This is a genomic window from Streptomyces griseorubiginosus (genome assembly GCF_036345115.1).
GTDB lineage: Bacteria > Actinomycetota > Actinomycetes > Streptomycetales > Streptomycetaceae > Streptomyces > Streptomyces griseorubiginosus_C.
Map to the genome: position 1 here is coordinate 9,518,149 of NZ_CP107766.1, position 13,079 is coordinate 9,531,227.

Genomic DNA, 13,079 nt, shown 5'->3' on the forward strand with positions numbered 1-13,079 from the left:
ACAACCTCTCCCGGCGGGCACACGCCTCCAAGAGCACCCGTGAGTGTGCGAAGCTGGTTCTCTGATCACGAGGACGGTGCTTCTCCGTGAGTCCGAGTTCCGGCGATTCCGCGAATCCCGCGCCGACCGGCGTCGGCAACGGGCCCGCCGTCTCCCGTCAGGAGTTCGACGCACTCTTCGAGGCGGTTCGAACGTGGGGTCGCTGGTCCCCGGCCGACCGCGGTGCCTGGAACCGGGTCACCGCGGACCATGTGCGGCGGGCCGCGGCGCGTGTGCGGACCGGGACGGTCGTCCCGCTGGCGCTGCCGTGGAACACCCGGCCCGGCCCCGGCAACCGCAAGCCTGCCCTGCACCACATGACCGACCTCGGTGACGTGGAGGCGCCGGAACCCTCCACCCACAAGGACTTCATCGCCGCCGACTACCACGGCAAGGGCATCACCCATCTCGACGCGCTGTGCCACATCGCCTATCGGGGGCAGCTCTACGACGGCCGTACGGCACACGAGGTCGTCGATGCCGCGGGCGCCCGCTTCGGCGCGGTGTCGACGCTCGGGTCCCTCGTCACGAGGGGAGTGCTCCTCGACCTGCCCACCGTCCTCGGGATCCCCTGGCTGGAGCCGGGTCGAGCAGTGCACGCCGAGGACATCGTCGTTGCGGAGAAGGCACTCGAGGTGACGATCGGCGAGGGCGACGCGGTACTGCTGCGCTCCGGACACGTCCGGCGCCGCGAGGAACTCGGCGCCTGGGACCCCGACACCGCCAGCGCGGGTTTTCATGTGGACGCCCTGCCGCTGCTGGCCGAGCGTGGCATCGCGCTGCTCGGCGGAGACGGCGACAGTGACGTACGGCCCTCACCCGTGGACGGCGTGCACTCGCCGGTCCACGCCCTGGCCGTGGCCGCGATGGGGGTGCCACTGCTGGACAACCTCGACCTGGAAGCGCTGTCCGCCGCGACCGCGACGGCGGGGCGCTACGACTTCCTGCTCGTCGTGGCGCCGCTGAACGTCCCGGGCGGGACGGGCTCGCCCGTCAGCCCGGTCGCGGTCCTGTGACACCGATCCGGTCCGGTCACCGTGCGTGAGGGGCCTTCGTGAACGGTGACTCGGGCCTCCAATACCCGTATCCTCGTCCATACCAGACATTTCGGAAGGGTTGACCGTCGAAGGCGCGAGTGAGGCGGAGCGTGGTCCGGGCCGGCGAAGATCCGATACCGACGGGGCGTGCGCCAGGCGGCACGGGGCCCGCCGGTTTCCGTGAGCGGTTCCTGCAGGGTGAGCCGGTCGAGACGGGTGTGCGCACGTCGATCCTGGATTCCTGGCGGCGCTGCCGGACCCTGGGACTGTCGCCGGACCAGACCGACCTTCCCTTCCGGGAGGACTTCGAACCGGACGGACGGCTCGTCCGCGCGGCCGTTCCGGTGCTTGACCGGCTGCAGGCCACGTTCGCGGGCAGCGCGATGAACATCTCCGTCGCCGACGCGAGCGGGACGGTTCTCCTGCGCCGTTTCGGAGAAGCGTCGCTGGCCAGAATGCTCCCGGCCGTCCAGAGTGTCCCCGGGTTCGTGTTCGCCGAGCAGGTCGCGGGTACCAACGGCATCGGTCTCGCCCTGGCCGAGCGCCGACCCATCCGGGTCTACGGTGCCGAGCACTTCGCCGAGCGCTCCCAGGGCAATGCCTGTCGCGCGCTTCCCGTGCGTGACCCGCTCAGCGGCCGCATCGAGGGCGTCCTGTGCTTCGGCTATCCGCGCAGCGCCGAGGACCCGGCGCTGGACACCGTGATACGCAAGGCGGCCCAGGCCATCGAGCGGCGGATACTGGGGCAGAGTTCCGCGCGTGAGCGCGCTCTGCTGCGGGCGTACCTGGAGAGCGGGGCCGAGGTCGCCGCAGGTTTCCGCCACCGCATCGGGGTCCGGGAACTGGCCGTGGAGATGAGCCCCCGCGACCGGGCGATCCTCATGGAGAAGGCCGCCGAGCTGATCACCCGCGCGCAGCGGGCCCGGGTCGACGTGCCCCTGCCCGACGGCCGGCGGGTCACCCTCGTGAGCCGGCCGATGACGAGTGCCTCCGGAGTGGAGGGCGTCGCCATCGAGGCCGTTGTCCCCGGTCCCTCACCACGCCGGCCCCTCGCCTTCCCGCAGCAGGTCCACGGGCCGCTGGGTCTCCCTGCCGAGCCCGCCGTCGGTACTTTCCTCCCGTTCTCCGGAGCCGTTCCCGGCGTGGCGCCCGGGCAGCTCTCCGTCACCCCGCCGCCGGGGCGTCTGCCTGGTGCGGTGCACGGCCCTGACGTCGTGGGAGTCGAGGACGTCACGGCCGGCGACAGCGCGACGGACGAGCACTCCGACTCCCCGCCCCCGGTGAGAGGGCTCGTGATGGTGGGGGAGCCGCACGTGGGGTCCTACGCCCTGGCCGCGCGCCGCCGCCTGGAACTGTTGTCCGAGGCCGGCGTCCGGATAGGCACCACCCTGGACGTGCGCAGTACCGCCCGGGAGCTCGCCGAGTCGGCGGTGCCGCAACTGGCCGACTTCGTCACCGTCGACCTGCCGGAGGCCGTGCTTCGCGGCGAGGAGCCCGCCGATCCCCGCAGTGACCTACGCCGTACGGTGGTCCACGGCATCCATGACGACTGTCCCTTCCACCCGGTCGGCAAGCAGGTCGACTACGGACCGACGATGCCGCAGTCGCGGTGTCTGGCGAGCGGCCAGGCGGTGCTGGAACCGGACCTGAAGGCTGCCGCGGGCTGGTTCGCGCAGGACCCTGAGCACTCCGCACAGCTCCTGAGCCACGTCCACTCCCTCATCGCGGTGCCCCTGGTCGCCCGTGGCACAGTCCTGGGCGTGGCCGGCTTCTACCGCGCGCAGGACTCGCCACGGTTCGGGGACGACGACCGGTCGCTGGCCCAGGAGCTGGCCGCCCGTGCGGCGCTGTCCATCGACAACGCCCGGCGCTACACGCGTGAACGCGCCATGGTCCTGGCCCTGCAGCGCAGCCTGCTCCCGCACGGTGTGCCGGACCAGGACGCCGTCGAGGTCGCCCATCGCTACCTGCCCGCCGAATCCGACGTCGGAGGGGACTGGTACGACGTCATACCCCTGTCCGGCACCCGCATCGGGCTCTTCGTCGGCGATGTCGTCGGCCACGGCATGCTCTCCGCCGCCACCATGGGGCGGCTGCGCACGGCCGCCCGCAGTTTCGCCGAACTCGACTTTCCCCCGGACGAGGTCCTCACCCACCTCGACAAACTCGTGGGACGCCTGGACCGGGAGGTCCCCGGCGCCGCGGACGCAGGCACGATCGGCGCGACCTGTCTCTACGCCATCTACGACCCGACCACCCAGCGGTGCACCATGGCCCGCGCCGGTCATCCCCCGCCCGCCCTGGTCCGCCCCGACGGCACCGTGTGGTTCCCCGACCTGCCCGCCGGACCCCCGCTCGGCTTCGGCGGTCTGCCGTTCGAAGCCGCCGAGCTCGACCTCCCTGAGAACAGCCGGCTGGTTCTCTACACCGACGGGCTCATCGAGGACCGTCACCGAGACGTCGACGTGGTCCTCGATCAGTTGCGCGCCACGCTGGCCCAGGCCAACGGCACGTCCGACGAGACCTGCGAGGCGGTCCTCGACACGGTGGCCCCCGCCCACCCCTGCGACGACATCGCCCTGCTCGTCGCCCGCACCCATGCCCTGGACCCCCGACGGATGGCCACCTGGGACCTGCCCGCGGATCCGGCCCTGGTCAGCGAGGTCCGCGCCTCCGCCACCCGGCAACTGGCCGACTGGGGACTCGAGGAGGCCGCGTTCGCCGCCGAACTGGTGCTCAGCGAGCTGGTCACGAACGCCATCCGCCACGGCGCAGGGCCCATCCGGGTACGGCTGCTCCACGACCGCACCCTGATCTGCGAGGTCTCCGACAGCAGCAACACCGCCCCGCACCTGCGTCGAGCGGCCAGCACCGACGAGGGCGGCCGCGGCCTGTTCCTCGTCGCGCAGCTGACGCAGAGCTGGGGCACGCGCTACACCCAGCACGGCAAGGTCATCTGGGCCGAATGCGCGCTCGAGGGGGCCGCCTGAGGCGCCGGCCCCGGCACATCACTGCTCCGCTCGGGGCACAGACAGTGCCGGGATGTCGGATAATGCGCGATATGTACGGCTAACATCACTGGTGTACATCGGGAAGAACACACCAGCTCCAACCTCGGAGAGGTCCGTGCACGAGGCCCACGACACCTCTGCGCATGCGGTCCCGCCCTTCGGGGCGGAACCTCTGGTCCGTGTCCGCGGACTCGTCAAGCGGTTCGGGGGAACCCTCGCGCTCGCCGGGGTCGACCTCGATGTCCACCCCGGTAGCGTCCTCGCCCTCCTCGGTCCCAACGGAGCCGGGAAGTCCACGCTCATCAAAGTGCTCGCCGGCGTCCACCACGCCGACTCGGGACAGGTCACCGTGGCCGGGCACCCGCTCGGGAGTCACGCCGCGTCCCGGCACATGTCCTTCATCCATCAGGATCTCGGCCTGGTGGAGTGGATGACGGTAGCCGAGAACATCGCTCTGAGCACCGGGTATCCGCGCCGCGCCGGACTGATCTCCTGGCGCCGCACCCGGGAACAGTGCACCGAGGCCCTGCGGGTCGTCGCCGGACATCTCGACCCCGACGCGCCGATCGCCCGCCTCGCCCCGGCCGAGCGTTCGCTGGTCGCCGTCGCACGAGCCCTGGCGGCACGGGCGGGACTCATCGTCCTCGACGAGCCGACCGCCCGCCTGCCCGCCGCGGACTGCACCCGGCTGTTCCGGGTGCTGCACACCCTGCGCGACCGGGGCCACGGCATCCTCTACGTCAGTCATCGCCTGGACGAGGTGTACGAGGTCGCCGACACCTTCGCCGTGCTGCGCGACGGACGCCTGGTCAGCCACGGCTCGCCGGCGACCCACGCTCCTGCCACCCTGGTGCGCGCCATCACCGGCGAGGAGCCGACCGACCACCGCGTCGTCACCACCCCGGCCGGCGGCCCGGCCATCCTGACCCTGGACGGGGTGCGCACCCCCGACGCGGGACCGGTCGGTCTGGAGCTCGGGCGGGGGGAAGTCCTCGGCCTGGTCGGCCTCACGGGCGCCGGACACATGGGCCTCGCCCGAGCCCTCGCGGGCGACCGGCCGCTGCTCGGCGGACGGGCCCTTCTCGGCGGACGCCCGTACCGTCCCCGCACGGTCGCGGACGCCGTCGCACGGGGTGTCGCCCTCGTACCCGGTGACAGACAGCGGGAGGGTTGCCTCGCCGGGCTGACCGTACGGGAGAACCTCCTGGCCAACCCCCGGGCGGGAGGAATGTCGGCGCTGCACTGGATCAGCCCTCGCCGCGAGCGTGCCGAGGCCGGCACGCTGATCGAACGGTTCTCGGTGCGTCCCCACGACAGCGAGGCCGCCATCGCCACCCTGTCCGGGGGAAACCAGCAGAACGTCATGATCGGCCGGTGGCTGCGGCCGGCCCTGCGCCTGCTGATCCTCGAGGAACCGACGGCGAGCGTGGACATCGGTGCCAAAGCCGCGATCCATCGCCTGCTCGCCGAGGCACTCGCGGCCGGCCTCGCGGTCCTCCTCGTCTCCAGCGACTTCGAGGAGGTCGCGGGCGTGTGCCGGCGTGCCCTGGTCTTCGTCCGCGGATCCGTGACGACCGAGCTGACCGGCCCGGCCCTCACGGTCACCGAGCTCACACGGGCGGCTTCGGCCCTGCCCACCTCCGGTAGCGGGGCGAATCCGTGACCGGCTCTCCCTCTCCGGCTGCGCCCCCGCCACGACCGCGTCGCTCGGGCTCATGGCTGCGAGTCGCCCGACCGCGCGGCCGGGGCGGGCAACTCATCGGCGCCTACGGCCTCCTGACCCTCACCGCCCTGCTCTTCCTGATCTTCTCCCTCACCCTGCCACGCACCTTTCCCACCCGGGACACCGTCGACTCGATCCTGTCCAACCAGTCCATCCCGGCCGTCCTCGCGCTCGCCGCGATGGTCCCCATCGTGACCGGCGCGTTCGACCTCTCCATCGGCTACGGCCTCGGCCTGGCCCACGTGATGGTGATGCAGCTCGTCGTGGTCGAGGGGTGGCCCTGGCCGCTCGCCTGCCTCACGGTGATCGCCGGAGGGGGTGTCGTGGGCGTCCTCAACGGTGTCGTCGTCGAATTCGGACGGATCGACTCGTTCATCGCCACGCTCGGAACCGGCAGCATGATGTACGCGGTGACCGGATGGGTCACCGGCGGCGGCCGGATCGTCCCCGGCCCGCAAGGCCTCCCGGCCGCCTTCACCGACGTCTACGACTCGACGTTCCTCGGCCTGCCGGTTCCCGCCTTCTACGTACTCGCGCTCGCGGTCGTCCTCTGGGTGGTTCTGGAGCGGCTGCCGCTCGGCAGGTACCTGCACGTCGTCGGGTCGAACCCACGCGCCGCCGACCTGGTCGGCATCCCGACCCGCAGGTACACCGTCTACGCCTTCGCCGCGTCGGGACTGATCGTCGGCTTCGCCGGAGTGCTGCTCGCGGCCCAGCAGCAGATCGGCAATCCCAGCGTCGGCCTCGACTATCTGCTGCCCGCGTTCGTCGGGGCCCTCCTCGGCTCCACCGCCATCAAACCCGGGCGCCCCAACGCCCTGGGCACCCTCGTCGCCGTCGCCGTCCTCGCCGTCGGCCTCACCGGCATCGCCCAGATGGGCGGCGATTTCTGGACGGTCCCGTTGTTCTACGGCGGCACCCTGCTCCTCGCCGTCGGACTGGCCGGCTACTCCGCTCGACGCCGACTGCGCACCGGCGCGGTCGTCCCCCGCGATCCGCCCGCCGTGACTCCGGACGGAGGCACGCAGGGCAGCCCTCCATGACCCACGCCGCGGGCACCGCCAGAGTGCCCGGACGGCACCCTCCGCGAGGAGCTTCCGTGCACCGCAACCGCAACACCCCCACCCTCCGCAACGCGCGGTCCGCCGGCACCGCCCTGGTCGTCGCGGTCCTCGTGGTGGCCGGCTGTGTACGCGGCTCGTCGAGCGACCCTGCGCCCGCCACCTCGGGGCCGAGCGGCTGCCCCGCGGTCCAGACCAGGGCCGAGGCGGCCGTCAGCCGGGCGGAGCGAACGGACATCCCCTGGAACGGACCGACCAGCGGCCCCACCGCGGTGGCCGACAAGACCATCGTCTACGTCGCCCAGACCATGACCAATCCCGGCGTCGCGGGCGTCGCGGACAGCGTGCGGGAAGCCGCGCGCGTCATCGGCTGGCACGCCCGGGTGATCGACGGTGGCGGCACCCCCGCCGGCATCCAGGCGGCGATGAGCGAGGCCGTGGACCTCAGGCCCTCGGGCATCGTCATCGGGGGCTTCGACCCGGGCTCGACCTCGCAGCAGGTGGCGCGTGCGAACGCGGCGGGCATCCCGCTCATCGGCTGGCACGCCGTCGCTTCCCCCGGCCCCAGCCGACGCCCCGAGCTCTTCACCAACGTCACCACCAGAGTCGAGGACGTGGCCAGAGCCAGTGCGCAGTGGGTCATCGCGAGCTCCGACGGCACAGCCGGGGCCGTGGTCTTCACCGACGCCTCGATCCCCTTCGCCAAGTACAAGTCCGACCTGATCAGGAAAGAGCTGGCCACCTGCGCGGGGGTGGAGCTGCTGGCGTACGAGAACATCCCGATCCAGGACGCCGGCAGCCGCATGCCCCGGGAGATCTCCTCACTGCTCTCCCGCTTCCAGGGGAGATGGACCCACTCCGTGGCCATCAACGACCTGTACTTCGCCGATGCGGCCCCGGCGTTCCGCGCGGCCGGCAAGGAGGGTTCCGGCCCGCCCTTCAACATCGGCGCCGGCGACGGCGATCCCTCCGCCTTCCAGCGCATCAACAGCAAGCAGTACCAGGCGGCCACCGTGCCGGAGCCGCTGTCCCTGCAGGGCTGGCAGATCGTCGACGAGTTCAATCGCGCCTTCTCCGTCCGGCCGGCCAGCGGGTATGTGGCCCCCGTCCACATCAGCACGGCCGACAACAGCCACGGCGCCACCACCTGGGATCCGGTGGGATACCGGGAGGCGTACCGGAAGATCTGGGGCACGTGACAGCGGCGGCAGGGACCGGTCAACGTGGCGGGGCGTACTCGGTGAGCAGGAGCGCGATGTCGTCCGCCCTGTCGGGGGAGGCGTGGCAGGCATCCCGCAGCAGCCCGTCGGCCAGATCGTCCAGACCACCCCCGCCGAGCCGGGCCAGCGACCCCCGGAGTCGCTCGACGTCGGAGCCGATGTCCGAGTCGCGCCTCTCGATCAACCCGTCCGTGTAGAGGGCCAGGACCGACCCGGGAGCCAGACGCAGCTCCGACTCCGGAAATCGTGCCTTCGCGTCGATGCCGAGCAGTGGGCCGCCGGGCAGATCCAGGATCCTGGTGTGCCCGTCGGGCTGGCGCAGCAGGGGCGGGAGATGGCCCGCGCGGACGATACGCACGATCCCGGAGCGGGGACTGATGCGGGCGTAGCAGCAGCTCGCGAGGAGCGCCGGGTCGAGGTCCATGTGGAGCCGGTTGGTGCCGGCGACGACGTCGCTCGGTCGGTGGCCGGAGGCGACGAAGGCCCGCATGGCGCTGCGCAGCTGGCCCATGGCGGCCGCCGCGGGAACGTTGTGCCCCTCGACGTCCCCGACGATCAGTGCGACTTCGTCGCCGGTGGGGATGACGTCGTACCAGTCGCCGCCGATGTCCATCCCCCTGGTGCCCGGAAGATAGCGCCCGGTGATGCGCAGCCCCGGCAGAGTCGGCAGCCGGTGCGGCAGCAGCGCGTCCTGCAGGCCGCGGGCGAGTGCGCATTCGGCGTCGTAGAGTCTGGCGCGTTCCAGGGCCTGGCCGATCAGGCCGCCCAGCGCGGTGAGGACTCCGCGCTCCTCGTCGGGGAACCGGTGGACGTCGTCGAAACCGAGCATGCAGGCGCCGACCGGGCGGTTCGAGGCGATCAGCGGCAGGAACGCCCAGGAGTTGGTGTGCCCCACCGCGAGCCCGGGGTAGCTCTCGCGGAGCTGCTCCCGGGACTCGACGAAGAGCGGGACCCCGGAGGTCAGCGCGTCCGTCACGGGCAGCCGGGCGTGCAGCGGGGTGCCTTCGAAGCGGGCGAGGAAGTGTTTCGAGTAGCCGCGCTGAGCGAGCAGGTGCAGGCGCCGTTCCTCCACCACGGCCATCGCCAGCTTCTGGCCGCCGAAAGCCGGCAGCAACTGGTCGGCGACGGCATCGAACACCTCGTTCGCGGTGGCCGCCTCGGTGAGGGCACTGCCCAGCGTGAGCACCCGGTAGAGGGAACCCACGCGGGGCGCCCCGGGCGGAGGCGCCAGGGAGATGGGCGGCCCCTCCTCGGTGACCGGTGTGCCGGGCCCGGTGCCGGCCGGCAGGGGCTGCCGTACTCGTGAGGCCCATCCCGTCATGCCCTGAGCGCCCGGGTGGAGGGAGAAGACCAGCCACTCGTCCGGTGGGCGGCGGACCAGGAAGGAGACCGGTTGCTGGGAGACGGCGGCGGCTCGGTAGCGATCCTCGTACACGGGATCGGCCAGCCAGGGCAGCACGTCCCAGGGGCGCCGGCCGAGCAGTTCGTCCTGGCGGACCCGCAGCAGATCCTCCAGGCTGTGGTTGGCGTAGGCGAGGCGTCCGTCGGGAGAGAGCGCGAAGAAACCGTCCGCGAGGCGCTCGATCGCCGCCACCGCGGCCATGCCGCTCCCGGAGTCGAGCACGGCGCCGACCAGGTGGGCCTCCGGGGCGTCGGGGCTCTCCGGCACCCGGCCCCACAGCTCGACGACGCGGTGCCCACCACGGCCGTCGAGGATCCGCAGGTGGTGCGCGAGCAGGTGCCCCTCCTCGACCGCGGCACGGGCGGCGGACCGAAAGCCGGGCAGATCCGCCGGCTCGATGCGGGCCGCCAGTGTGTCCGCCCGACCGTCGAACGCGCGGGGCGGAATCCCGAGGATCGCGCACAGCTCGTCGTCGGCGGTGAGGGCTCCGGTGTCGAGGTTCCAGTCGAACAGGCCCACCCGGATCGCCGGAGCGGACGGCAGCGGGACGAGTATCGGAGCCGTCCGCTCGTCGTACTCGCCGAGGGTGCCGCGGGCCCGCAGTCCGGCGAGGGCGGTGCCCAGCCGGTCGGCGGCGGAGCGCAACTGCCCGCGCTGCGCCCTCGACAGTCCTGTCCCGTCCGGCTTGGGTGTCCACACGACGGCGATGGCGCCGAAAGTCCGCTCACCGGCCCGCACGGGGACCGATGCGGAGCCGAACGGGTAGGGCAGGGCGATCGAGAGCTGGGGGAAGCGCCGCATCGTCTCCTCCGCGCCGGCCAGGTGGACCATGCGCCCGGAGCGGCATGCCTCCGCCACCGGCATATGGCTGTTGACCGGGATCCGACGCCATCCGCTGAGCAGGGAGGGCGGTGTCCCGCAGGAGGCGGCCACGACGAGCGAGCGATGGTCGCCGGAGAGCAGGAACACGCTTCCGGTGTGTGCTCCGGTGACCTCCACGGCATGGAGAACGGCCCTGACCAACGCGTCGTCGCGCTCGGGCGCTTCGCCGACACCCGCGGCGCTGAGCGGGTATGAGCTCGATGCCATACCGTTGGCCGACACGCTGCCCTCGATCATCCATGGAGTGCTTTTCCCAGTTTAGGGTCATTCGCCCCTCTCTGTGGCGGGGTGGTCAGCCTTAGCAGGCCACTCGGCCTCGACGGCGTGCCGGTGCAGTGCGGTGACGACCATCGTGGGGCCCGCTGGTGTAGGCGAAGCGGCCCAGGGTGTTATTGAATGAAGTTTGCGGTCAAGAATCCCGGGACTCTGTCGCCCGGGTTCTGGTACGGCTCCGACGTGGTGCCGGGGTCGGCGAGCGAGCTGAGAGAGTCGCATGGACTCCACCCCACCCCCCTCGTCTGTGTCACCGTTCGACATGGTCAGCAGCGCTTTGGGTCAGTACATGCCAGTCGACGGAGCGGCAGCGGCCGCCGGTTCCGCCGATCCGCGGGGGGACAACGCCGCCCGCCGAGCCGTATCCGACAACCCGACGCCCACCGGTCAGGAGCAAATCCTCGGCGCGGTCAATCTGGACCGGGACCTGAGAATCACCCGCTGCAATCTCGGTGCCCCGGTCTTCGCGGGGGTGGAGGTCGTGGCCGGGAGCCCTTTCGTCGATCTCCTGCCTCCCGCGGACGTACCCACGGTCACCCGGCGGCTGCGGCAGGTCCTCGAGACACGTGAGCCGCACGTCGCCCGGGTCCAGCGCCTGCGACGCGGCGACGGTTCGGAGCTGGTGGTCTCGATGAGCATCCTGGCCGCCGCGGCGCCTCAGGAGGGCCTGACCGTCTCCCTGATCGCCATGGCGCGGAGGCTGCACCTGTACGCCGCCGAGACGGCGATCGGTACCTCGTTGGACATCGGCGAGACCGCGCAGTCGCTGGCGGAGTCCCTGCTGGCCTGGGGTGACGTGACCGCCATCGACCTCGACTTCGCCGTGTGGACGGGTGAGGCGGTCACCGAGCAGCCGCAGGGGCGCCTCCGGCTGCGGCGGGCGGCCCTGGTGCCGGACCGGGCGTGGCCCGACGGCTATGTGACCCCGGGCGACGATCTCCCCGGCGGCGCCAGTCGGCTGCTGTCGCAGGCCATGCGGCGTGACGATGCCGCGCAGGCCATCGTCGTACCCGACCGGGATGCCATCGAGCGAGTGCTCGATGATCCTCGGCTGGTCCGTGCCCTGGTGCCCGGCGACCAGGCGGTGGCCGTGGTGTGCATACCGCTGGTCCTGGACGGCACGCCGCCCGTCGTCCTGGGCGTCGCGGAGGTCTGGCGGCGGGCGGACCGCCCCTTCGCCGACAGCGAGCTGCTCGACCTGCAGGAACTGGTGACCAGGACCTCCCACCACGTGGACCTGGCCCGTCAGCACCAGCGCGAGCACACACAGGTACTGGCCTTGCAGCGCCGACTGCTGCCACGGTCCGGCGGCGACACCATCCAGACGGCCAGCGTCTACCAGCCCGCCACCCCCGACAGTGCGGGCGTCGGCGGCGACTGGGTGAACAGCTTTCCGCTGCCGGACGGCCGTACCGCGCTGGTGGTCGGAGACGTCGTAGGGCACGGGCTGGGCGCCGCGGCGACCATGGGACAGCTGAGCATGGAGGCCCGCGCGCTGTTGTCAGCGGGGCTGGCGCCCGACGAGGTGCTGGAGCACCTGGACGAGACCGTGTCGCTGCTGGACGACGCGGAGTCCGGACTGGCGGCCGGTTACAGCGCCCTCGGGTCGACCTGCTGCATCGCCGTGTACGACCCGGTCAGCCACCATGTGGCGGTGGCCAGCGCCGGCCACCTTCCCCCGGTCCTGGTACCCCCGGACGGCCCCGCCGGCCCGGTCGCGCTACGCCCCCACCCCGGGCTGGGCGCCGAGTTCGCGCTGCGGGAGCCGTACGACGTGCACGCGTTCTGTGCGCCCCCGGGCTCTCTGCTCGCCCTCTACACCGACGGACTGGTGGAGGATCCCGCCCTGTCGATCGACGAAGGCATCGACAGGCTGACGGACGCCGTGTCCTCGGTGCACCCGTGGGACGCCCTGGAGCAGGCCGCGCGGCGCGTGGTCTCGGCGGTGGCGCCCACGCGTCGGCGCGACGACGTGACTCTGCTGATCGCCCGCATGATCGGCTACCGCAAGGAGGACACCGCGACGTGGCGTCTGCCCGCCCGTGGCGACGCGGCCGCTCGGGCCCGCACCCTGGTCTCCGAGCTGCTGGGGGAGTGGGGCACCAGAGAGCACACCAGGGACAGCGTGCTGCTGGTGGTCGACGAACTGGTCGCCAACGCGGTCCGCTTCGCCGACGGACCCATCACGGTACGGCTGATCAGGACCGGTCACGGGCTGCTGTGCGAGGTGGGGGACACCGGCAACGGCAGGCCGCGGCTCGGGCCGGGCGGACTCCTCGACGACGCCGGCCGTGGCCTGCACGTGGTGCATGGGCTCACCACCCGGTGGGGCGTGCGGTGGACGGACACCGGGAAGGTGGTCTGGGCTTCGGTCGAGCGGTGACGGGGTGTCGGCCGGGCGGCGCGGGACCGGTTCGTCGGGTGGCGGCAC

7 protein-coding genes are annotated in these 13,079 nt (G+C 72.1%); 6 read left to right on the top strand and 1 reads right to left on the bottom strand.

The features are described from left to right. Positions 1–86: 86 nt before the first annotated feature. From OHN19_RS42845 to OHN19_RS42865, 5 genes are all read left to right on the top strand, one after another. A complete protein-coding gene (locus OHN19_RS42845; protein WP_330269421.1) occupies positions 87–1,055 on the top strand; it encodes a cyclase family protein in 969 nt (322 codons plus the stop codon). Between the two features lie 131 nt (positions 1,056–1,186). Continuing rightward, a complete protein-coding gene (locus OHN19_RS42850) occupies positions 1,187–4,066 on the top strand; it encodes a SpoIIE family protein phosphatase (RefSeq protein ID WP_330269422.1) in 2,880 nt (959 codons plus the stop codon). Positions 4,067–4,202: 136 nt separating this feature from the next. Then, positions 4,203–5,750: a sugar ABC transporter ATP-binding protein gene (locus OHN19_RS42855; RefSeq protein WP_330269423.1), complete on the top strand. Its 1,548-nt coding sequence runs from the start codon at positions 4,203–4,205 to the stop codon at positions 5,748–5,750. Next, positions 5,747–6,853 (top strand): ABC transporter permease, encoded by a 1,107-nt coding sequence (locus tag OHN19_RS42860; RefSeq protein ID WP_330269424.1) that lies wholly within the window; start codon positions 5,747–5,749, stop codon positions 6,851–6,853. The genes OHN19_RS42855 and OHN19_RS42860 overlap by 4 nt, the downstream gene beginning before the upstream one ends. A 56-nt stretch (positions 6,854–6,909) precedes the next feature. Then, the gene (locus OHN19_RS42865; protein WP_330269425.1) at positions 6,910–8,070 is read left to right on the top strand and encodes a substrate-binding domain-containing protein; all 1,161 of its coding nucleotides are present in this window, start codon (positions 6,910–6,912) and stop codon (positions 8,068–8,070) included. 19 nt (positions 8,071–8,089) lie between these two features. Here OHN19_RS42865 and OHN19_RS42870 read toward each other — a convergent pair whose 3' ends face one another. Beyond that, positions 8,090–10,582: a SpoIIE family protein phosphatase gene (locus tag OHN19_RS42870; protein ID WP_391197452.1), complete on the bottom strand. Its 2,493-nt coding sequence runs from the start codon at positions 10,580–10,582 to the stop codon at positions 8,090–8,092. Positions 10,583–10,868: 286 nt separating this feature from the next. On the opposite strand from OHN19_RS42870, the gene OHN19_RS42875 reads away from it, so the two are divergent. Continuing rightward, on the top strand, positions 10,869–13,031 hold the full coding sequence (locus tag OHN19_RS42875; protein WP_330269427.1) for a SpoIIE family protein phosphatase: 2,163 nt from the start codon (positions 10,869–10,871) through the stop codon (positions 13,029–13,031). Positions 13,032–13,079 lie beyond the last annotated feature (48 nt).

What these genes read in the sequence shown, in the direction of transcription:
- OHN19_RS42875 (WP_330269427.1), top strand. Translation starts at nt 10,869, where the DNA reads ATGGACTCCACCCCACCCCCCTCGTCTGTGTCACCGTTCGACATGGTC.
- OHN19_RS42870 (WP_391197452.1), bottom strand. Translation starts at nt 10,582, where the DNA reads ATGGCATCGAGCTCATACCCGCTCAGCGCCGCGGGTGTCGGCGAAGCG.